This window comes from Pseudomonas sp. WS 5010, from assembly GCF_012985565.1.
GTDB lineage: Bacteria > Pseudomonadota > Gammaproteobacteria > Pseudomonadales > Pseudomonadaceae > Aquipseudomonas.
On record NZ_JAAQWQ010000012.1, the window covers coordinates 31,450 to 52,599 of the forward strand.

A 21,150-nucleotide genomic window follows, 5' to 3' on the forward strand; every position below is an offset into this window, starting at 1 on the left:
TGCAAGTTGCGAGCGTCAGCCGAAATGTTCAGGCAACCCTGGGCAGTCGTGCCCACCCAGGTCGCATTCAAATCGCCAGTGCATGCAGGGCCTGGCCCTGGTGATACCGCAGTCGATTCACCGACTGTTCCGGTTTCAAAAAGCCCATCAATGCCTGCCGGCTGTCGTTGCACGCGGCCTTGTGCTCCATGTCCAGGAAGTGCCCGGTGGCCTGGATGGTGCCGAAGCTGCTTTTGGCCACATGTTGCCCGAACAGTTTGGCGTCTTCGGCGCTGGTGTATTCATCCCACTCGCCGTTCAAGAACAGCACTGGAATGTCGATCTGCCGTGCAGCCTTGAGGTAGCACTGGCGGTCGCTATTGAGCACCTGGCTGATGTGATAGTGCATCTGCCCGTACTCGTGCTCGGCCAGGGTGCTGACGTGCCGATAGTTGAAGCGCTTGAACAGCGGCGGCAGGTGTTTGCCGATGGTGCTGTTGACCAGGTTGCCGACGCTGTGGCGGTCGAGGTTGCCGAGGTAGTCGACGCCACGTTCCAGGTAGTCGCGCATCGGCGCGTTGATCAGCGGCGAGAACGAGCTGATCACGGCTTTTTCCACGCGGCGAGGGCGCTGGGACAAGGCGACGAGGGTGGCGACGCCGCCCCAGGAAAACGACAGCACATGCTCGGCGGCGAAGTGGTCGATGAGTTCCAGGAGGATCTGGCCTTCAATGTCCTTCGTCAGCATTTGCTCATGGCGGTTGTGGGCTTTGGAGCGACCGGCGTAGGGCTGATCGTACAAAACCACATTAAATTGCGGGTACAGGCTTTTCACGGTCTGGGCGAAAGACGCAGTGGTGGCCATGGAGCCGTTGACCAGGATGATGGTCTTTTGAGCAGCGTCCGCGCGATAGAACTCCGTGTAAACCCGATACTGACCCTGTATATCCAGCACAGCGATTTCTGGCCTCATGTCGTAAGACTCCTGGCAAGCGGGTGGTGCGCGCAGATCACTCTGCACGAGCTTTGTGACAGGTAGGCATACGCCTTGAAAGGAGGCCCATGTCGGTCCGATGAAACTGGCCGACGGGTGTTGTTATGGCGGGCAACTTGCCATGGCCCGCACGTCAAGCGGTGTGGGCAGGCACAGTGTTTCTTGGAAGGTTGGGTGACTCGCCAGTCAGAATGCGGCTGGCGTTTTGATTCAAGCAGGAGGCGGGCCAGGTCGCAAGCTTCACCCCGCAGTTTGGGCTATCACCGGCTGAACGGTCATATCTGGCAGATTTCCGCGTCGCTCAGCGGCCGATACTGGCCGGGAGCGAGCCGTTCATCCAGCACCAGCGGCCCCATGCATTCGCGATGCAGGCGTATCACCTTGTTGTCGAAGTGCCCGAACATGCGCTTTACCTGGTGATAACGCCCTTCAATGATGCTCAGGCGCGCGCTTTTGGGGCCCAGCACTTGCAGGTCGGCCGGTTGGGTGGTCAGGTCCTCGAAGGCGAAGTACAGGCCGGCGCGGAACGTCGCGGCATACTCCGGGCCAATCTCCTGTTCGGTCTCGACGTAGTAGACCTTGGGCAGCTTGGTGTGGGGCTGTGTCAGGCGTCGGGACCACTGGCCATCATTGGTGATCAGCATCAGCCCGGTGGTGTTGAAGTCCAGGCGGCCAGCGATATGCAGGTCGCTCTTGTCCGGCTCATCCAGCAGATCAAGGACAGTGGGATGCTGGGGATCGACAGTGGCACTCACACACCCTGGCGGCTTGTGCAGCATGAAATAACGTGCGGGTTTGCCCGCTTGCAGGATCTGGCCATCACACTCCACGCGGCTGAACTCGCGAACGTCCTGGCGCGGGTCGGCAACCGGCTGCCCATCGACGCTGATCCGGCGCTCTGCCAGTAGCAGGCGCACTTGCTGGCGATTGAAGCGGGGCAGGTTACTGAGGAAGCGGTCGATACGCATTACCGGGGCTCGACCCCGCGCAATTGGGCGTCGACCTGGGCACAGCGCGGGCACAGGCAGGCCGTGTTGCGCAGTTCCGGCGCCAGGGCTTCGAGCAGCTTGGGGTCGATGGTGACGCTGTAGCACCAGCAGGCACGGTCAGCGGTGCGCGGGTCGGCCAAGGTGCAGTCGTTGCGGGCGCCGCAGGCGGGGCAAAGTGTGGGAGTGGTCATCGGTCGGTTCAGGCGTAATTCAGTCAAGATCCCGGTGAAACCCGGTGTCCCTGGCACGATACAGGCCTGGGCGGTTTATTGCGCCACAGATGTATCAATCTATGTCCAAGTCGCACCAGATTCGGTTTTTGATGTCTGATCTTCTGTCATTCAGCAAAAGCTGTGTGGCGCCCCCCAGCGTCGCTGGTGTGTGCTCTTCCGCGGTCCAGGAGGCCGCCATGTATCGTCGATTGCTCCTCAGCGCTGTACTCGGCTTGACCCTTTCTGCCTGCGTGCCTTATTACGATGGAGGCTCCAGCTACTATCGATCCGAAGTCTATACCGCGCCCGCGCCGGTCTATTACTACGGCGGTGGCCCGTCCTACCAGTACCGGCGGGGCTATTACGCACCGCCACCCCGCTATTACCCGGCGCCGCGCTATTACCAGCCGGCCCCCCGTTACTATCAAGCCGGGCCAAGGCCGGGTTACCGGCCTTGGCCCAGCCAGAGTTGGGGTGACCACCGGGGCAATGGTGGCCAGGGGCATAGAGGTGGCCGGGGCGGTGATCATGGAGGAGGCCGTGGCGGGCACAGGTAATCCGCTTCTCTTTGAAACGGCGCGTCATGCGCCGTTTTTTGTGGCTGGCCGCCACATGTCATCGATCCGACAGATCTGCCAGCGGATGCCGTCCTTCCCAGGCCTTGTGAAAGTGCGCCTCGACCACGGCCTCGGGAATGCGCTTGATATCCGGCCAATGCCAGTGGGGCTGCTGATCCTTGTCGATCAGGCGGGCCCGTACTCCCTCGCTGAATTCCGGATGCCGACAGCAATTGAGGCTCAAGGTGTATTCCATCTGGAAAACTTCTGACAGGGACAGGTGCCGCGCCCGTCGGATCTGTTCCCACACCAGGTGCGCGGTCAGCGGGCAGCCCTCGCTCAAGGTCTTGCCGGCCCGGCTGAAGAGCGGGTCGGCATGCTCGCGCAGTTGGCTCAAGGCGCGCCAGGCGCACTGCACGTCGCCTACATCCAGCCATTCGTCGATCTGTGGGCGTCGCGGCAGCCACTGCGGTTCTGGTTGCTGGCTGGCAGCTTCCTGGGCCAGGGCCTTGAACAGGCTGTTGAGCTGCATCGCGGTCTGCTCCTGCCAGTTCAATTGCAACAGGCCTTCGAGCATTTCGCCCTGTTGTTCATCCAGCAGGAAACGGTCGGCCAGGCCCAGGTCGAGGGCGTCGCGCCCATTCATATGGGCGCCGGTGAGGCCCAGGAACAGCCCCAGTTTGCCGGGCAGGCGCGAGAGGAACCAACTGGCGCCCACATCCGGGTAGAGGCCGATGCTGATTTCCGGCATGGCCAGGCGGCTGCTCGGGGTGACGATGCGGATAGCGGCGCTTTGCAGCAACCCCATGCCCCCGCCCAGCACATAGCCATGGCCCCAGCAAATCAGCGGCTTGGGGTAGGTGTGCAGGTGGTAGTCCAGGCGGTACTCGGCCGCAAAAAACTGCGCGGCCAGCGCCGGCACTTCACCCGGGTGCTCTCGGCAGGCCTGGGCCAGGCTACGCACTTCACCGCCGGCGCAAAATGCCTTGGCACCGTTGCCGCGCAGCAGCACGCAGACGATCTGCGGATTGCGCGCCCAACTGTCCAGGCGTTCGCCGAGGGCCTGGATCATCGGGAGCGAGAGGGCATTGAGGGACTTTTCCGCGTCCAGGCTGGCGATGCCGATACGGGCACCGTCTGTGCCAGTGAGCTCTTCGAAGTGCAGATTCATCATGACCTCAATCGGTAAATTGAACGTTGAGTATGATCCCTTCGGGGGAAAGTGCCGGTTCTGCGTCAGATCAATTGACAAGTGGAGTGGGCTTTCCTAGGGTTCGCCCATTCTTTTTACATGATGTGTTTGTGATGACTGCCGACGACCGTATCAAACTCGAACCGAGCTGGAAACACGCCCTGCGCGAAGAGTTCGAGCAACCGTACATGACCGAGCTGCGTGAGTTCCTGCGCCTGGAACATGCGGCGGGCAAGGAAATCTACCCGCCGGGCCCGCTGATCTTCAATGCGCTCAACTCCACGCCGCTGGACAAGGTCAAGGTGGTGATCCTCGGCCAGGACCCGTACCACGGCCCCGGCCAGGCCCATGGCCTGTGCTTCTCGGTACAACCGGGCGTGCCGACACCGCCGTCCCTGGTCAATATATATAAAGAGCTCAAGCGCGACCTCAATATCGACATCCCCAGCCACGGCTGCCTGCAAAGCTGGGCCGACCAGGGTGTATTGATGCTCAACACCACCATGACCGTGGAGCGCGCGAATGCCAACGCCCATGCGGGCAAGGGCTGGCAGTTCTTCACCGACCGGGTGATCGAGTTGGTCAGCGAGCATCAGCCGCACCTGGTGTTCCTGCTGTGGGGCGCCCATGCTCAGGGCAAGCAGAAGCTGATCGATGCGACCAAACACCTGGTGCTGACCTCGGTGCATCCGTCACCGTTATCGGCTTATCGCGGGTTTTTGGGGTGTGGGCATTTCAGCCGGACGAACAAGTTTCTTGAGCAGAACGGCGAGACGCCGATCGAGTGGCGAGTGCCGCCGCTCTGAAGTTCAACACCTGAGGAGGTGGGAGCGAGCAAGCCCGCTCCCACATTAGGCTGTTACCCGGTTCTAGAGGGTGCCCGGCTGGCGGTTCCAATGGCGGAATAACGGCTCCGCGAGGAACAACACAAACAACAGCCGCATCACCTGCATCGCCGTCACCAACGGCACCGACAGTTGCAAGGTTTCCGCCGTCAGACTCATCTCGGCAATCCCACCGGGCATCATCCCCAGGGTCAGCGAACGCAAATCCAACTGCGTCAACGCACTCAGGCCCACCGCCGCCAGGGTGGCGATCAACATGGTCAGCAGCGTGCCGATCACCGTACGGCCCATGAACGACGGCGCCCGGCGGAAGAACTGCCGGTTGAAGTGGCAGCCCAGGCCGCTGCCGATCAACCATTGGCCGATCTGGCTGCCACCATCGGGCAGGCCGATGTGCAAATCCCAGGTGATGCTGGCGATGGCACTGACCAGCAACGGCCCGAACAACCAGGGGTTGGGTTGGCGCAGGCGCTGCCAGCCCCAGGCCACCAGGGCGCCGATCGGAAACAGCAGGGCCAGCCAGGCCCAATCCACGGGCGCCGGGTGAAACTGTGGCGCACCGCCGCCCAGCAAGTACTTGAAGATCGCCGGCACGCACAGCACCACCAGCAACACCCGCAGACTCTGGCCAGCGGCCACGCGACTGAGCACCGCGCCATTGCGCGCGCCGAGGTTGACCATCTCCCCGGACCCGCCCGGCATGCTTGAGAAAAACGCCGTGGCGCGATCCTCACCGCTGCGGCGCATCAACCACACGCCGACAATGCTCGACAGGCTGGTGACCAGCGCGCCGAAGAAGATCAGGCCAAAGTGGCTCATCACCTGCTCGATCACCACCGGGGTGAAGTGCAGGCCGATGCCGATACCCACCACCCATTGGCCGCATTTGCGCCCGCCGGGAATTTCGGCCAACTGCCAGGGTGTGAGGCAACGCACCAGGATGATCGCCAGCAGCGAGCCGACCATATACGGCAAAGGCCAGCCGATCAGGCTGGCCAGGTAACCGCCGGCCAGGCCGACCAGCGGTGTTCCCCACCATTGTTTAAAGGTGACTTCAGACATCGGCCACGGCGCGACGCTGCAGGGCCCGTTTGCGGTAGATGCGGATCAGCGGGAAGGCCAGCATCAATGCCGTCAGCACCCAGACACCAAAGGTGATCGGGCTCGACCAGAGGATCTGCAGGTCACCGTTGGAGATCGACAGCGCCCGGCGCAGGTTCTGCTCCATCAGGCCGCCGAGGATAAAGCCCAGCAACACCGGCGACAGCGGGAAGTCCAGCTTGCGCAGGATGTAGCCGAAGATACCGATGCCCACCATCAGGAACAGGTCGAAAGTGGTGGCGTGCACCGCGTACACACCAATCGCGGTGATGATGGCGATCACCGGCACCAGCGCCCAGTTCGGCACGGCAAGGATGCGGGTGAAGATGCGGATCATCGGGATGTTGAGGATCACCAGCATGATGTTGGCGATAAACAACGAGGCGATCAGGCCCCAGACGATATCCGGTTGCTGTTGGAACAACAGTGGGCCCGGCGTGATGTTGTACAGCGACAGCGCGCCGATCATCACGGCGGTGGTGCCTGAACCAGGTACGCCGAGGGTCAGCATGGGGACCAGGGCGCCGCAGGCGGAAGCGCCGATGGCGGTTTCCGGCGCTGCCAGGCCGCGCATGTCGCCCTGGCCGAATTTGCCGCTGGCACCGGCCAGGCGTTTCTCGGTCATGTAGGCCACAGCTGACGCCAAGGTGGCGCCCGCACCGGGCAGTACGCCCATGATGAAACCCAGCAGGCCGCAACGGATATTGACGACGAATACCGAAGACGCTTCCTTCAGGTTAAACATCATCCGCCCGGTGGCCTTGACCGCTTCCTGGCCGCGGTGGGTTTTTTCCAGCAGCAACAGGATCTCGCTGATGGAGAACAGGCCCAGGACCAGCACTACAAACTGGATGCCGTCGGTCAGGTGAATGTTGTCCCCGGTAAAACGGTACACGCCGCTGTTGGCGTCGATACCGACTGCCGAGAGAAACAAGCCGATCAGCGCGGCCACAAACGTCTTCAGCGGTTTGTCACCGGCCATGCCGCCCAGGCAGACAATGGCAAATACCATCAGGACGAAATATTCCGCCGGGCCGAAGGCAATCGCCCATTTGGCCAGCAGCGGGGCAAACAGCACCATGCCGCAGGTGGCGATAAACGCGCCGATAAACGAACTCCATGCCGACAACGACAGCGCCACGCCGGCCAGGCCTTTGCGGGCCATTGGGTAGCCGTCGAGGGTGGTCATTACGGTGGAGGCTTCGCCGGGGATGTTCAGCAGGATCGAGCTGATACGCCCGCCATATTCACAGCCCAGGTACACGGCTGCCAGCAGGATCAGCGCCGATTCCGGCGGCAGGCCCAGGGCGAAGGCGATGGGGATCAACAACGCCACGCCGTTGATCGGGCCCAGGCCCGGCAACAGGCCGACCACGGTGCCGATCAGGGTGCCGCACAGTGCGGTCACCAGGTTGTAGGGGCTCAGCGCGACGCCGAAACCCTGGCCCAAATAGCCAAAAGTATCCATATCAGTTCTCCAGAACGTCGAGCAGGCCGAGGGGCAGCGGAACATCCATGGCTTTATCGAAGAGCAGATAAAGGCCGATGGACATCAGGCTGACGATCACCACGCTGGGCATCCAGCGGCCGCCATACAGGCGCGCCATGGGGATGCCGATCAGCATGCTGCTGAGAATGAAACCCAAGGGTTCGAAGGTGCCGGCGAACACGATCAGCAGTGCCACGCAGATGCCGATCTTGACCAGGGTCTGGCGGTCCAGCGCGGGTTCTTCTTCGGTGTGCTTGGTCGGCTGCGGGCGAATCAGCATGTAGATCAATGCCAGGCTCATCAGCCCGAGCATCAACAGTGGGTAGGCCCGAGGTCCCACCGGCTCGTAGGAAAATGACGCCTGGTACGGCCAGGCCATCAGTGCCAGGCAGGCGCAGGCCAGCAGCAACACCGCGGCGAAAATGCGTTGTAAGAGCATAGGAAACTCCTTTGCGACTCTTGTAGGCGCAAGCTGGCTCACGAAGAACGCAAGGACATCGCGTGTATCCAGGCAGCACGCGTCATCGTTGCAGTTTTTCGCGAGCAAGCCCGCTCCCACAGAGGGGCGATTACTGGATCAGGCCGAACTCTTTGGCCAGCACTTTGTAGTCAGCCACTTGTTTCTTCACGTAGGTGTCCAGCTCCGGGCCGGTCAGGGCGAACGGGAACAACTCGCGCTGGTCACGCAGCTTGGCGAACTCTTCGGAGGCCAGCAGTTTGTCGAACGCCTCTTTCCACCAGGCGTAGTCGGCATCGCTGACTTTTGGCCCGAGGTAGAAGCCACGCACCACCGGCCAGACGATGTCGTAGCCTTGCTCTTTGGCGGTCGGAATATTCTTCATTTCCGGCTCGTCCAGGCGCTCTTCAGAGAACACCGCCAGCAGGCGCATGTCGCCGCTGAGGATGTGTGGCATGGAGTCGGAGATGTCGGTACTGCCCACCTGGATATGTCCACCGAGCAGGGCCGTGGCGATTTCACCGCCGCCTTCGAGGGCCACATAACGCAGGTCACGGGGGTTGATTCCGGCAGCCTTGGCGATCAGCGCGGTTTGCATCCAGTCCTGGCTGCCCACGGTGCCGCCGGAACCAATCACCACTTTGCTCGGATCTTTCTTCAGGGCCTGTACCAGGTCATCCAGGCTCTTGTAGGGAGAATCGGCTTTCACCGCAATCGCGCCATAGCTGGTGCCAACCGCCGCCAGCCATTTCACCGCGCTTTCATCAAACCGCCCGAACTTGCCCTGTGCCAGGTTCAGCAGCGAACCGCTGGACCACGCCACCAGCGTGCCGGCATCGGCAGGGCGCTGGGCCACCACGGCGTTGTAGGCCACCGCGCCCACGCCGCCGGGCATGTAGGTCACGCGCATCGGCTTGCTCAGCAGTTTTTCGTTGACCAGTGCGCTTTGCACCAGTTTGCAGGTCAGGTCAAAACCACCGCCGGGGGAGGCCGGTGCGATGCATTCCGGGCGCTTGGGTTCTTCGGCGGCCAGCAGTTGGCCGGCAAACAACATGCAGCCGGCGGCCAGGGCAAATTTACGCAGGGATGAGGACATGGGGAACTCCGTCATTGTTGTTATTGGGGTATGACTTTCAGGGTTACCACAGGGCGACGCTGTAACTGACCAGCACGCGCACTTCGTCTGCGTCCCGGGCCGAGTAGTTGGAACGGTAGGTGGCATTGCGCAGGCGCACGGCCACATCCTTGAGCGTGCCGCTTTGCACTACGTATTTGATCTCGGTGTTGCGTTCCCACTCTTTGCCGGTGTCGCCGTTCTTGAGTTGGATGTTGTCGCCGGACAGGTAGCGGCTCATGAAGCTCAGGCCGGGGATCCCCAGCTTGGCGAAGTCATAGTCATAGCGCGCCTGCCAGGAGCGTTCCTCGGCGCCGGCAAAGTCGTTGATCTGGACAAAGTTGACCAGGTACGGGTCGCTGCCATCCACATACGGGAATGCACTGTCGCCGGACATGTGCTGGTAGCCGGCGCTCAGTTTATGGCCGTTGAGGGCGTAGCTGAAAATGCCGTTGAGGGATTTGTTGTCAATGCTGCCGCCGCGTGCGCTGCCGGTGTCGTCACTGATGGCCAGGCGCAGATCGGTGCCGAAGGTGCCGGGACCCATCGGGGTGGAGGCGACCAGGCCGAGGAAGTGCTGGCGGTACACGTCGTCCAGTTGGGCGAAGTGGTAGCTGGCGGTGGCCTTCTCGGCAAACTTGTAGTCCACGCCGCCGAAGTTGAAGTGCTTGCCGGTGGCCCCGCCGACGAAGCGGCTGTTCTTGTTGTTGAGGGCGATGTCCTCGTAGTTGGTGTCATCGCGGTCCTTGGCCTTGTCCAGGCGCCCGCCGGTGAAGGTCAGGTTCTTGAACTCCTTGGAGGTCAGCAGGCCGCCGTTGAAGGTCTGCGGCAGGATGCGCCCGTCGTTGGGCTTGAGGATTGGCAGTTCAGGGATCAGCGAGCCGATTTTCAGCTCGGTGGCGGAGATTTTCACTTTACCGGTCAGCCCCAGCTTCGAGTACTCGTCAGCGGCGCGGCCATCATCGTGGGTGGGCAGCAGGCCAGTGCCGGTGCGGTCCGGGCTGGAGTCGAGCTTGACCCCGAGCATGCCCAGCGCATCCACGCCAAAACCGACGGTGCCGTCGGTGTAGCCCGATTGCAGGTTGAGCATGAAGCCCTGGGCCCATTCGTCGCGCTTGGATTGTTGCGCGCTGGTACCGTCGCGAAAGTCGCGGTTGAAGTACATGTTGCGGGTTTCCAGGGTCGCGCTACTGTCTTCGAAGAAGGCAGCCTGGCTAAGCGGCGAAAAGCCGGCAAGGGCAGCGGCACTGGCGAGGGCGGTCTGGGTCAGGCGGGAAAAACGAACAGGCGGGCAAGCCTGGGGCTGTGTCGACAGCATCGTGATGCACTCCGTTATTGTTCTTATGGGGCGAAAACGCTTCGAGGCGTTTTTCGGGCGCTATGGGTGAAATAGCTCGGAAGGTGTAACCGTCCGTTTCTGGATGCTAATGGGCGAACCTTTCACTAACCTTTCAGCGTCCTTTCAATGTTTTCGGGCTTCACAGCACAGGCCGCGGCTGTAAACTGCGCCGCGAGTTGGTAAACAGAGGGCGGCATCGGCCACCCCTTAACGAGGTATGAATCCATGCGTGTCCTGCTCGTCGAAGACCATCTGCAACTGGCCGAAAGTGTGGCCCAGGCGCTCAAGAGCACGGGGTTGACGGTGGACGTGTTGCACGATGGCGTGGCGGCGGACCTGGCCTTGAGCAGCGAGGAATACGCCGTGGCGATTCTCGATGTGGGCCTGCCGCGCATGGATGGTTTCGAGGTACTGGCGCGCCTGCGGGCTCGTGGGAAAAATCTGCCGGTGTTGATGCTCACCGCCCGCAGCGATGTAAAGGATCGGGTGCATGGCCTTAACCTGGGCGCCGACGACTACCTGGCCAAGCCCTTCGAATTGACCGAACTGGAAGCCAGGGTCAAGGCGCTGTTGCGCCGCAGTGTGCTGGGCGGCGAGCGGCAGCAGACCTGTGGTGTGCTGGTGTATGACGTGGAAACCCGGCGTTTCACCCTCGCCGGTGAGCTGCTGACGTTGACCTCCCGCGAGCAGGCCGTGCTCGAAGCGTTGATCGCCCGCCCTGGCCGGGTCATGAGCAAGGAACAACTGGCATCCCAGGTGTTCGGCCTGGACGAGGAAGCGAGCCCCGACGCGATCGAAATCTATGTGCACCGCTTGCGCAAGAAGCTCGATGGCCAGCCGGTCGCCATCGTCACCTTCCGCGGCCTTGGCTACCTGCTGGAAGCGCGCGATGCGTAAGCACAGCAGCTTGCGTTGGCGCCTGCTGTGGAACCTGGCACTGCTGTTGGTGGTGCTGATGCTGGCCAGCGGCCTGAGCGCCTACTGGAACGGTCGCGAGGCTGCAGACACCGCCTACGACCGCACCCTGCTGGCCTCGGCACGCACCATCGCCGCCGGCCTGTCCCAGCGCGACGGTACCTTGAGTGCCGATGTGCCCTACGTGGCGCTGGACACATTCGCCTATGACAGTGCCGGGCGGATTTACTACCAGGTCAATGATATTCACCAGAAGCTGATTTCTGGCTACGAACACCTGCCCGGCCCGCCGCCCGGTACGCCGCGCACCGACGATTACCCGGCCTTGGCGCGGTTCTATAACGCCAAGTACCAGGGGCAGAATGTACGGGTGGTGAGCCTGCTCAAGGCAGTGTCGGAGCCGAACATGAACGGCATGGCGGAAATCCGCGTGGCCGAAACCGACGAAGCCCGCGTCAGCATGGCCCGCAGCCTGATGGCCGACACCCTGTTACGCCTGGGCATGCTGGCCATCGGCGCCTTGCTGCTGGTGTGGTTTGCGGTGAGTGCGGCGCTACGCCCGCTGGAGCGTTTGCGCACGGCGGTGGAGGAGCGTCAGCCGGATGACCTGCGGCCGCTGCCGCTGGTTGAAGTGCAACACGAACTCGGGCCGCTGGTGCGGGCGTTGAACCACTTTACCGAGCGCCTGCGCGGGCAGTTCGAGCGCCAGGCACAGTTTATTGCCGACGCCTCCCACGAGTTGCGCACTCCGCTGGCCGCCCTCAAGGCCCGGCTGGAATTGGGCCTGCGCGCCGAGGACCCGGCGGTTTGGCGCAGTACCCTGGAAACGGCGGCACAAGGCACGGATCGCTTGACCCACTTGGCCAATCAACTGCTGTCTCTGGCACGCATCGAAAACGGGGCGCGGGCAATTGCCGAAGGTGGAGCGCAGTTGCTCGACCTCAGTCAACTGGCCCGTGAGTTGGGCATGGCCATGGCGCCCCTGGCCCATGCGCGGGGTGTGGCGCTGGCGTTGGAGGCGGATGAGCCGGTGTGGCTGCGCGGCGAGCCGACCTTGCTGAACGAGTTGTTGAGCAACCTGGTGGATAACGCCCTGGCGCACACGCCGTCAGGCGGCAATGTGATCCTGCGGGTGACGGCGCCAGCGGTACTGGAAGTGGAAGACGACGGCCCGGGTATTCCGCTGGATGAGCGCGACCGGGTGTTCGAGCGCTTCTATCGGCGTAACCAGCAGGGCGCGGGGTCGGGGCTGGGCTTGGCGATTGTCGGTGAAATCTGCCGCGCGCACCTGGCCCAGATCAGCCTGCATGATGGCGAGCTGAAAGGGCTCAAGGTGCGGGTGAGTTTTATCGCCGGCTGAGAGTAGCCCACCGCTATCGCCGGCAAGCCGGCTCAGTAGAACATCGAGCGCGCTTCGTCCAGCTCGGTACGTACCGCTGCGTTGAGCGGATCGATGCGCAGTTTCTTGAATGACGGCAAGTTCGACAGCGCAGTGTTGGCCAACGGGTGATGGGTATTCTTGTGGCAATACAGCACGGCCACTTGCACCAGGTCGACATAATCCAGGCTGGCCGAGTCGCGCTCAAGGTCCTGGTAGTGTGCGGGCACATTCACCAGCATTTCCGGGAAGTCCCAGCCCCGTAACAGCTTGTCCCCCAGTAGCGGGTGGATGCTATCGATCACATGGTTGAGGCTGACCGGGTCGGAGAGCAGTTCATAGTGATCTTCGGCGTAGGTCAGGATCGGCAGCACGCCGATCTGGTGCACCAGCCCGCCGAGTGCGGCCTGGTCCGGCTTGAGCTGGCTGTGGTTACGGCACAAGGCGTAGCAGACGCCGGCCACTTCCAGGCTGCGGCGCCATACTTCACGCATTTTTTGTTCCACGGCTTCTGAGCGGGCGTGGAATATCTGTTCCATCACCAGGCCAATCGCCAGGTTGCTGCTGTAGTTGGTGCCCAGGCGCGTGATGGCGGTATGCAGGTCGGTGACCTCCTGGGAGGCTCGCAACAATGGGCTGTTGACGACCTTGATCAGTCGCGCCGTCAGGGCGGTGTCGCGGCCGATGACTTTGCTCAAATGGCTGATGCTGACTTCGGGGTCTTCGGCGGCCTGACGAATTTTCAGGGCCACTTCCGGTAACGTGGGCAGAACCAGGTCATCGTTATCGATGGCCATCACCAACGCCTGTTGGACTTTTTCCGCCAGTTTGTTCATTCATGCTCTCTAGGGTGTTGCAAAAGGGTACGGCGATTACCGCTGGATCTCGCGATCACGGTCCAGTTGGTAAGGCAGGTCAAGCAACTTGAGGCCCGCGCCTTCCAGCGTACCTAAATGCACGTCGCCACTGTCGGCTGCTTCGGCTTGCAGCACCGCCAGAAGTTCAATCCCTTCGTCGGCCCGCGCAGCGATCACCACTTCGCCGATGGCACTGTTGTGGCTGGGCGCGAACAGTGGCGTACCAGGCTCGGGCAATGCACTGCCGTCCAGGCTCAGGCGGTAGAGGCGGCGCTTGAGCTTGCCCAGGTATTGCATGCGGGCGACGATCTCCTGGCCGGTGTAGCAGCCCTTTTTGAAGCTCACGCCACCGACCGCTTGCAGGTTGAGCATCTGCGGGATGAACAGCTCGCGGGTCTGGGCCATGACCTGGCCGATGCCGGCGCGGATCTGCCCCAGCAGCCAGCTATTGAGGTCGCCTTGGATGAGTGTTGCGCCCAGTTGGCTGCGCAGGGTGTCGGCTTGCGCGGCGGGCGCCCAGAGTTCGGCGCGGCCGGGGGAGACGCGAATGGCGATCAGTTCTGCATGGCGCGCCACACTGTCGGTCTCGGCTGGCAAGTCCAGGCCCAGGCTGGCGATTGCCTGATCGGCGTCGGCCAGGCCGAAGCGGACCCAGGCGGCGCTTTCGTCTGTCAGCTTGGACTTGGAAAACACCGCGTACTTCTTCAAGTCCGCCAGCTGTGGTTCAAGCAGTTCGCTGGCCATGGCCAGCAGCACACCGTCACCTTGCAGCACGATGCGGAAGCTCGACTGCATGCGCCCCTTTTGGGTGCAGCGCGCGCCGAGGCTGGCGTGGGTGTCGTCGAGGTAGTTGAGGTTGCAGGTCAGTTGCCCCTGGAGGAACTTGGCCGCGTCAGCGCCGCGAACGGCCAGGACGCCTTCGTGGGACAGGGGGCAGAAGAAAGCAGAGTCAGCCATGGGTCATCGCAGTTGGAAAGTCATGGGTGCATCATAGAGGGGCGCCCGGCAAATGGGTAGTTTCATAAGCCCGACCAAAGCCGACTGTTCCGAGGGGCGTGGGCCTGTATACTTGCGCCCTATTTGAGGAGCGCTCCATGGTCGAAGATGTAGAAATCAATCGCCTGTACTGGCACAGCCGTCGCGGCATGCTGGAGTTGGATGTGTTGCTGGTGCCGTTCACCAAAGAGGTGTACGCCACCCTCGATAAGGTGGACCGCGACCTCTACGTCAGGCTGCTGACCTGCGAAGATCAGGATATGTTCGGCTGGTTCATGGAGCGTGCCGAATCAGAAGATCCGGAGCTGCAGCGCATGGTCCGGATGATCCTGGATCGTGTCCAGCCCAAGTAATACCTTCGAATGCCGCTGGCAGGCCTGCGGGCTTCTGCTGGCGGCGTATCTCCTCGCCCAGGTGCTTGCACTCGGTGCGCTGTGCCTGCTGGCTGTACCCTTATCGATGGCTGCACTCGGTGTGCTGGTGTGCCTGGCCCATGCCGCGTGGGCGCTGCCACGCCAGGTTCGCTTGACTCACCATTCGTCGGTTCGTGGCCTGCGGCGCAACGCCGACGGCTGGCAACTGTGGAGTGCGGCGAGGGGCTGGCACGCTGTGCAGTTGCGCCCCGACAGCCTGGCGTTGCCGCTGATCGTGGTGCTGCGCTACCGGTTGCCGGGGGAGTGGCGGGTACGCTCGGTGTGTGTGCCGCGCGGTTCGCAGGCCGCCGATGTGCATCGACGCCTGCGCGTGCGCTTGAAGTTCAGCCGCCGTAGGTGGTTGGCACCAGGATAGTGTCGAGGGCTTCGGGCAGCATCTGCGGGTAGTCGAGGGTGTAATGCAGGCCGCGGCTTTCCTTGCGCGCCATGGCCGAGCGGATCATCAGCTCGGCGACCTGAGCCAGGTTGCGCAACTCGATCAGGTCACGGCTAACCTTGTAGTTGCTGTAGAACTCATCGATCTCATCGAGCAGCAATCGAACCCGATGCTGCGCCCGCGCCAAGCGCTTGTTGGTGCGCACAATCCCCACGTAGTCCCACATGAAGCGCCGCAGTTCGTCCCAGTTGTGGGCGATGATCACGTCTTCGTCCGAGTCGGTGACCTGGCTGGCATCCCAGCGGGGCAGGGCGGCCGGCACCGGGATGCGCGGCAGTTGCTCGAGGATGTCGGCAGCGGCGGAACGGGCGTAGACGAAGCATTCGAGCAGTGAGTTGCTGGCCATGCGGTTGGCGCCGTGCAGGCCGGTGAAGCTGGTCTCGCCGATGGCGTACAGGCCAGGCACGTCGGTGCGCCCGTGCTGGTCGACCATCACCCCGCCGCAGGTGTAATGCGCCGCCGGGACCACTGGGATCGGCCCTTTGGTGATATCGATATTGAAGGCCAGGCAGCGCTCGTAGACCGTCGGGAAGTGGGTCTTGATGAAGTCGGCGGGCTTGTGGCTGATGTCCAGGTAGACGCAGTCGATGCCCAGGCGCTTCATTTCGTGGTCGATGGCGCGGGCCACGATATCCCGGGGGGCCAGCTCGGCGCGCGGGTCGAAGCGTTGCATGAAACGTTCACCGTTCGGCAGTTTCAAGTGTGCTCCTTCACCGCGCAGGGCCTCGGTGATCAGGAAGCTCTTGGCCTGGGGGTGATACAGGCAGGTGGGGTGGAACTGGTTGAACTCCAGGTTCGCCACCCGGCAGCCCGAACGCCAGGCCATGGCGATGCCATCCCCGCAGGCGCCATCGGGGTTGCTGGTGTAGAGGTAGACTTTGGCGGCGCCCCCTGAAGCGAGGATGGTAAAGCGTGCGCCGTAGGTATCGACTTCGCCGCTGGCGCGGTTGAGCACGTAGGCCCCGAGGCAGCGCTCGCCTGCCAGGCCCAGGCGTTTTTCGGTGATCAGGTCGACGGCGACCCGTTGTTCGAGCAGTTCGATGTTCGGTCGTTGCCGGGCCTGGGCGAGCAAGGTCTTGAAGATCGCAGCGCCGGTGGCATCGGCGGCATGGATGATGCGCCGGTGACTGTGGCCGCCTTCGCGGGTCAAGTGGAACTCGAAACCACCGTCATCACTGCCGGCATGTTCATCGCGGGTAAATGGCACCCCCTGGTCGATCAGCCATTGGATGGCTTCGCGGCTGTGTTCGACGGTGAAACGTACCGCTTCTTCATTGCACAGGCCGCCGCCGGCGTTGAGGGTGTCTTCAACGTGGGATTGCACTGTGTCGGTGTCATCCAGCACGGCGGCAACCCCGCCCTGGGCCCAGAACGTCGAGCCGTTGGCCAGGTCGCCCTTGCTCAGTACGGCTATGCGCAGATGGCTCGGCAGGGTCAGCGCAAGGCTCAAGCCGGCGGCACCGCTACCAATCACCAGGACATCGTGTTGAAACTGTTGGCTCATTTATGGGATTCCGCAAAAAGCGATCCGAGGGGTGGCGCAAACAGGACGCCTGGATCGGCGAATCAAAGGGTCACACGGCCCACTAGTATATAGAGGGGGCTATCGGCACAATAGCCGGGCATTCGTGGCATTGTGAAACTATGGTGAACGAACTGCACGGCTTTGATGAGGCGGTCCGGTGTCGAGATGGGAACTTTTGCATCACGCCCGACTCCATAACAGGATGCCCGAAAGCTGGGAAAACGTTGGTTTTACTGATTGGCCTGGAACATGGGAGTGTCAGAAAACCGGCGACAAGATTATTCACGCAGCCGGCTATGCCCGCGCTGCGTTTTTCGTGTGTGCCAAAACAGAGCCCACCGGAAACTTGCTTGAAGGGGGAGAACTTTTGCGAAAAGTCCTAGTCTATGTTTGCAAGCCTGATCGTTTAGTTATGCAAGCCTCCTTCAAGTACAACGAGGAGTGTTCATGCTAACCCAGGAAGAGGATCAGCAGCTGGTCGAGCGCGTTCAACGCGGCGACAAGCGCGCATTTGATCTGCTAGTGCTGAAATACCAGCACAAAATTCTCGGGTTGATCGTGCGGTTCGTGCACGACACCCATGAAGCGCAGGACGTTGCACAGGAAGCCTTTATCAAGGCCTACCGTGCACTCGGTAATTTTCGCGGTGACAGTGCGTTTTACACGTGGCTGTATCGCATCGCCATCAACACGGCGAAGAACTATCTGGTGTCTCGCGGACGCCGCCCACCTGATAGTGATGTGAGTTCGGAAGATGCAGAATTCTACGATGGTGATCACGGCCTCAAGGATCTCGAGTCGCCGGAGCGTGCATTGCTGCGCGACGAGATCGAAGGCACTGTCCATCGCACTATTCAGCAACTGCCAGAAGATTTACGTACGGCATTAACTTTACGTGAATTCGATGGTCTGAGTTACGAGGACATTGCGAGCGTCATGCAATGTCCGGTGGGGACCGTACGCTCCCGGATTTTCCGGGCTCGGGAAGCCATCGATAAAGCCCTGCAACCGTTGTTGCAGGAAAACTAAAGACAGCGGCGACAGCCAAGAGAGGAACCGCCATGAGTCGTGATGCCCTGCAGGAATCGCTGTCCGCAGTGATGGATAACGAAGCGGATGAACTGGAACTTCGTCGAGTGCTCAACGCATTTGATGATGCCCAAACCCGTGATACCTGGTCTCGTTACCAAGTCGCTCGGGCGGTGATGCATAAGGATCTACTAATCCCTCGTCTGGATATTGCTGCGGCCGTTTCTGCTGCGCTGGCCGATGAAGCCGTTCCGGCAAAAGCCACCCGTGGTCCTTGGCGTAGCCTCGGTCGCCTGGCGGTCGCTGCCTCGGTGACAGTGGCCGTACTGGCCGGTGTACGCCTGTACAACCAGGACGAAATCGCCGGTGCCGAACTGGCCCAGCAAACCCAGCAGCCGGTCATGGCTGGTCCGCAAGTCAAGGGCCCGGCTGTCCTGGCCGGCTACAAGGAAAGCTCTGACGCGACAGGCCCCATGGCCAACGGCGTGCTTCAAGGGCAATCCGGCTGGCAGGACCAGCGTCTGCCAGGTTACCTGCGCCAGCACGCTCAAGAGTCGGCTGTAAAGGGTACCGAAAGCGCACTGCCATACGCTCGCGCTGCAAGCCTGGAAAACCGCTAGACCGCTAAGGAGCCTTATGCGCGCCATACCGCTCCTTGCGCTTTTGCTCAGTGGCTGGTTTGCAGTACCTGCCCATGCCGATGAAGCCCAGGATTGGCTGAAGCGTCTTGGGCGGGCAGAGCAGCAGCAAAGCTACCAAGGCACGTTTATCTACGAGCGTAACGGTAGTTTCTCTACCCATGACATCTGGCATCGTGTCCAGAATGGCCAGGTTAGCGAACGACTGCTGCAGCTCGATGGCTCGGCCCAGGAAGTTGTCCGGGGCGATGGGCGCACCCAGTGCGTCAGTGGCAGCCTGGTGGCGGGTCTGGGCAGTCTGCCCGGCGCTCCGGCCCAAGTCCTTGATCCACAAAAACTCAGTTCTTTTTACGAACTTGCCGTTATTGGTAAATCGCGTGTGGCTGGTCGCAAGGCGGTGATCGTCTCGTTGGCGCCACGTGATCAATATCGTTACGGGTTCGAGCTGCATCTGGACCGTGAAACCGCGCTGCCGCTCAAGTCATTGCTGATCAATGACAAAGGCCAGTTGCTGGAACGTTTCCAGTTCACTCAACTGAGCACCAAAACCCCGGATGAAAGCGATTTGCAGCCCGGCCAGGACTGCAAGCCACTGTCGGTCGCCAGCAGCAAGGCCGATGAAGTAATAGAGCCCCAGGCCTGGCATCCAAGCTGGCTGCCGCCCGGCTTCCAATTAGCCCGCAGCACCGCGCGCAAGGACTCCCAGACTCAGGTGGTGGTCACCAGCCTGATGTATGAGGACGGGCTGGCGCGCTTTTCGCTGTTCCTCGAGCCCGTCAGTGGCGAAGCCGCGACCGAAAGCCGGGTGCAGTTGGGGCCTACGGTTGCTGTCTCTCGCCGCATGACCACCACTGAGGGCGAGGTCGTGGCCACGGTGGTCGGTGAGATTCCCCTGGGCACCGCCGAACGCATCGCCCTGTCGGTTCGCAGTGGCCCAGCACCCGAAAAGCCGTGAGCCGTTAATCCTATGCTCATCCAGATCGTTCACAGTGATGCAGGAAATGCCTGCTTTGCTGCGCAGAACATGAAATGTCTGGAGAGTATTTTCACTTGCAAAATCTCCTTATGTTTTTTATAGGTCAGAGCTTCTCGGCTCTGGCCTTGCGTTGTTCACGCAATATTGACGTCGCTAGTAGTAGTCTTCGGCGTTTATTGAACCCTGTCGCCCAACCCTGCTCGTCGTAACGGGAGCTGTATGTCGATACCACGCTTGAAATCTTACCTATCCATAGTCGCCACGGTGCTGGTGCTGGGTCAGGCCGTTGCCGCGCAAGCGGCGGAGTTGCCTGACTTCACCCAACTGGTAGAGCAGGCCTCGCCTGCCGTGGTGAATATCAGTACCACCCAGAAGCTGCCGGATCGTAAAGTCTCGAACCAGCAGATGCCTGATCTCGAAGGCCTGCCGCCGATGCTGCGGGAGTTCTTCGAGCGTGGCATGCCCCAGCCCCGTTCGCCCCGTGGCGGTGGTGGTGGCCAGCGCGAAGCCCAATCCCTGGGCTCGGGTTTTATCATTTCGCCTGACGGCTACATCCTGACCAACAATCATGTGATCGCCGACGCGGACGAGATCCTCGTGCGCCTGGCTGATCGTAGTGAACTGAAGGCCAAGTTGGTCGGCACCGATCCACGCTCCGACGTGGCCTTGCTGAAAATCGAAGGCAAGGACCTGCCCGTGCTGAAACTGGGCAAGTCCCAGGACCTGAAGGCCGGGCAGTGGGTGGTAGCCATTGGTTCGCCGTTTGGCTTCGACCACACCGTGACCCAAGGCATCGTCAGTGCCATCGGCCGCAGCCTGCCGAACGAGAACTACGTACCGTTCATCCAGACCGACGTACCGATCAATCCGGGTAACTCCGGTGGTCCGCTGTTCAACCTGGCGGGCGAAGTGGTGGGGATCAACTCGCAGATCTACACCCGTTCCGGCGGTTTCATGGGCGTCTCCTTCGCCATCCCGATTGATGTGGCCATGGACGTTTCCAACCAACTTAAAGCGGGTGGCAAGGTCAGCCGTGGCTGGTTGGGCGTGGTGATCCAGGAAGTGAACAAAGACCTGGCCGAATCCTTTGGCCTGGACAAGCCTGCCGGCGCCCTGGTTGCGCAGATTCAGGACGACGGCCCGGCGGCTAAAGGTGGCTTGCAGGTTGGCGATGTGATCCTGAGCATGAACGGCCAGCCAATTGTCATGTCGGCTGACCTGCCGCATCTGGTCGGCGCACTCAAGGCGGGCAGTAAGGCCAAGCTGGAAGTGATCCGCGAAGGCAAGCGCCAGAACGTCGAGCTGACCGTGGGCGCGATCCCTGAAGAAGGCCAGGAGCTTGGCGCGCTGGGTGGTAAATCGGGTGCCGAGCGCAGCAGCAACCGCCTGGGCATTGCCGTCGTCGAGTTGACCGACGAGCAGAAGAAGAGCTTCGACCTCAAGAGCGGTGTGGTGATCAAGGAAGTCCAGGACGGCCCGGCCGCCCTGATTGGCCTGCAACCAGGCGACGTGATCACCCACTTGAACAACCAGGCCATCAACTCCACCAAGGAATTCACCGACATCGCCAAGGCGCTGCCGAAGAATCGCTCGGTGTCGATGCGGGTCCTGCGTCAAGGGCGTGCCAGCTTCATCACCTTCAAGCTGGCCGAGTAATCCGCTAGCAGTCGGTCAATAAGAAAGCCCCGCTCTTGATAG

General features: G+C 61.7%; 22 protein-coding genes. 10 read left to right on the top strand and 12 right to left on the bottom strand.

What is annotated here, in order from left to right; genetic code table 11:
- Positions 1 to 67: 67 nt before the first annotated feature.
- The 3 genes from HBO11_RS26995 to HBO11_RS27005 all read right to left on the bottom strand — a co-directional run bounded on the left by HBO11_RS26995 (position 68) and on the right by HBO11_RS27005 (position 2,153).
- On the bottom strand, positions 68 to 952 hold the full coding sequence (locus HBO11_RS26995; RefSeq protein WP_169956754.1) for an alpha/beta hydrolase: 885 nt from the start codon (positions 950 to 952) through the stop codon (positions 68 to 70).
- Positions 953 to 1,248: 296 nt separating this feature from the next.
- Positions 1,249 to 1,941, bottom strand: a complete 693-nt coding sequence (locus HBO11_RS27000) for a pseudouridine synthase (protein ID WP_169956751.1) — start codon at positions 1,939 to 1,941, stop codon at positions 1,249 to 1,251.
- Positions 1,941 to 2,153: a cysteine-rich CWC family protein gene (locus tag HBO11_RS27005; RefSeq protein WP_169956749.1), complete on the bottom strand. Its 213-nt coding sequence runs from the start codon at positions 2,151 to 2,153 to the stop codon at positions 1,941 to 1,943. Before HBO11_RS27005 ends, HBO11_RS27000 begins: the two co-directional genes overlap by 1 nt.
- A gap of 218 nt (positions 2,154 to 2,371) precedes the next feature.
- Here HBO11_RS27005 and HBO11_RS28745 point away from each other — a divergent pair, with 218 nt between their 5' ends.
- Positions 2,372 to 2,731 carry a hypothetical protein gene (locus HBO11_RS28745; RefSeq protein ID WP_169956747.1) on the top strand — a complete coding sequence of 120 codons (360 nt, stop codon included), beginning with the start codon at positions 2,372 to 2,374 and terminating at the stop codon, positions 2,729 to 2,731.
- 58 nt (positions 2,732 to 2,789) lie between these two features.
- Here HBO11_RS28745 and HBO11_RS27010 read toward each other — a convergent pair whose 3' ends face one another.
- Entirely contained in the window at positions 2,790 to 3,902 is a 1,113-nt protein-coding gene (locus HBO11_RS27010) for an enoyl-CoA hydratase/isomerase family protein (protein ID WP_169956745.1), read from the bottom strand.
- A 131-nt stretch (positions 3,903 to 4,033) separates the two neighbouring features.
- Between HBO11_RS27010 and ung the strand changes: the two genes are divergently transcribed.
- Complete coding sequence (gene ung, locus HBO11_RS27015) at positions 4,034 to 4,729, top strand: uracil-DNA glycosylase (protein ID WP_169956743.1); 696 nt, start codon at positions 4,034 to 4,036, stop codon at positions 4,727 to 4,729.
- A 63-nt stretch (positions 4,730 to 4,792) separates the two neighbouring features.
- On the opposite strand, the gene HBO11_RS27020 is transcribed toward ung, so the two are convergent.
- The 5 genes from HBO11_RS27020 to HBO11_RS27040 form a co-directional block, all read right to left on the bottom strand.
- Entirely contained in the window at positions 4,793 to 5,830 is a 1,038-nt protein-coding gene (locus HBO11_RS27020; RefSeq protein WP_169956741.1) for an AbrB family transcriptional regulator, read from the bottom strand.
- On the bottom strand, positions 5,823 to 7,337 hold the full coding sequence (locus HBO11_RS27025) for a tripartite tricarboxylate transporter permease (protein WP_169956739.1): 1,515 nt from the start codon (positions 7,335 to 7,337) through the stop codon (positions 5,823 to 5,825). The genes HBO11_RS27020 and HBO11_RS27025 overlap by 8 nt, the downstream gene beginning before the upstream one ends.
- 1 nt (position 7,338) lies before the next feature.
- The gene (locus HBO11_RS27030; protein ID WP_169956737.1) at positions 7,339 to 7,797 is read right to left on the bottom strand and encodes a tripartite tricarboxylate transporter TctB family protein; all 459 of its coding nucleotides are present in this window, start codon (positions 7,795 to 7,797) and stop codon (positions 7,339 to 7,341) included.
- A gap of 130 nt (positions 7,798 to 7,927) precedes the next feature.
- On the bottom strand, positions 7,928 to 8,911 hold the full coding sequence (locus HBO11_RS27035; RefSeq protein ID WP_169956735.1) for a tripartite tricarboxylate transporter substrate binding protein: 984 nt from the start codon (positions 8,909 to 8,911) through the stop codon (positions 7,928 to 7,930).
- A gap of 43 nt (positions 8,912 to 8,954) precedes the next feature.
- Positions 8,955 to 10,247: an OprD family porin gene (locus tag HBO11_RS27040; protein WP_169956733.1), complete on the bottom strand. Its 1,293-nt coding sequence runs from the start codon at positions 10,245 to 10,247 to the stop codon at positions 8,955 to 8,957.
- 246 nt (positions 10,248 to 10,493) lie between these two features.
- Between HBO11_RS27040 and HBO11_RS27045 the strand changes: the two genes are divergently transcribed.
- Positions 10,494 to 11,165, top strand: coding sequence for a response regulator (locus HBO11_RS27045; protein ID WP_169956731.1), 672 nt, complete (start codon positions 10,494 to 10,496; stop codon positions 11,163 to 11,165).
- Positions 11,158 to 12,543: a sensor histidine kinase gene (locus HBO11_RS27050; protein WP_169956729.1), complete on the top strand. Its 1,386-nt coding sequence runs from the start codon at positions 11,158 to 11,160 to the stop codon at positions 12,541 to 12,543. Before HBO11_RS27045 ends, HBO11_RS27050 begins: the two co-directional genes overlap by 8 nt.
- A gap of 32 nt (positions 12,544 to 12,575) precedes the next feature.
- Here HBO11_RS27050 and HBO11_RS27055 read toward each other — a convergent pair whose 3' ends face one another.
- Together HBO11_RS27055 and HBO11_RS27060 are read right to left on the bottom strand one after the other, a co-directional pair.
- Complete coding sequence (locus tag HBO11_RS27055) at positions 12,576 to 13,397, bottom strand: HDOD domain-containing protein (protein ID WP_169956727.1); 822 nt, start codon at positions 13,395 to 13,397, stop codon at positions 12,576 to 12,578.
- A 36-nt stretch (positions 13,398 to 13,433) separates the two neighbouring features.
- Positions 13,434 to 14,375 (bottom strand): folate-binding protein YgfZ, encoded by a 942-nt coding sequence (locus HBO11_RS27060; RefSeq protein WP_169956725.1) that lies wholly within the window; start codon positions 14,373 to 14,375, stop codon positions 13,434 to 13,436.
- A 137-nt stretch (positions 14,376 to 14,512) separates the two neighbouring features.
- Here HBO11_RS27060 and HBO11_RS27065 point away from each other — a divergent pair, with 137 nt between their 5' ends.
- Both HBO11_RS27065 and HBO11_RS27070 read left to right on the top strand, forming a co-directional pair.
- Positions 14,513 to 14,767 carry a succinate dehydrogenase assembly factor 2 gene (locus HBO11_RS27065; RefSeq protein ID WP_017736358.1) on the top strand — a complete coding sequence of 85 codons (255 nt, stop codon included), beginning with the start codon at positions 14,513 to 14,515 and terminating at the stop codon, positions 14,765 to 14,767.
- Positions 14,751 to 15,203: a hypothetical protein gene (locus HBO11_RS27070; RefSeq protein WP_169956723.1), complete on the top strand. Its 453-nt coding sequence runs from the start codon at positions 14,751 to 14,753 to the stop codon at positions 15,201 to 15,203. Before HBO11_RS27065 ends, HBO11_RS27070 begins: the two co-directional genes overlap by 17 nt.
- Here the strand turns inward: HBO11_RS27070 and nadB are convergent.
- Positions 15,172 to 16,788 carry an L-aspartate oxidase gene (gene nadB / locus HBO11_RS27075; protein WP_169956721.1) on the bottom strand — a complete coding sequence of 539 codons (1,617 nt, stop codon included), beginning with the start codon at positions 16,786 to 16,788 and terminating at the stop codon, positions 15,172 to 15,174. The genes HBO11_RS27070 and nadB overlap by 32 nt on opposite strands.
- 468 nt (positions 16,789 to 17,256) lie before the next feature.
- Here nadB and rpoE point away from each other — a divergent pair, with 468 nt between their 5' ends.
- The 4 genes from rpoE to HBO11_RS27095 all read left to right on the top strand — a co-directional run bounded on the left by rpoE (position 17,257) and on the right by HBO11_RS27095 (position 21,108).
- The gene (gene rpoE / locus HBO11_RS27080; RefSeq protein ID WP_003172477.1) at positions 17,257 to 17,838 is read left to right on the top strand and encodes an RNA polymerase sigma factor RpoE; all 582 of its coding nucleotides are present in this window, start codon (positions 17,257 to 17,259) and stop codon (positions 17,836 to 17,838) included.
- Between the two features lie 32 nt (positions 17,839 to 17,870).
- On the top strand, positions 17,871 to 18,458 hold the full coding sequence (locus HBO11_RS27085) for an RseA family anti-sigma factor (protein WP_169956719.1): 588 nt from the start codon (positions 17,871 to 17,873) through the stop codon (positions 18,456 to 18,458).
- Between the two features lie 16 nt (positions 18,459 to 18,474).
- On the top strand, positions 18,475 to 19,431 hold the full coding sequence (locus tag HBO11_RS27090; RefSeq protein ID WP_169956716.1) for a MucB/RseB C-terminal domain-containing protein: 957 nt from the start codon (positions 18,475 to 18,477) through the stop codon (positions 19,429 to 19,431).
- Positions 19,432 to 19,671: 240 nt separating this feature from the next.
- Positions 19,672 to 21,108 (top strand): DegQ family serine endoprotease, encoded by a 1,437-nt coding sequence (locus HBO11_RS27095; RefSeq protein ID WP_169956714.1) that lies wholly within the window; start codon positions 19,672 to 19,674, stop codon positions 21,106 to 21,108.
- The last annotated feature ends 42 nt before the right edge of the window (positions 21,109 to 21,150 follow it).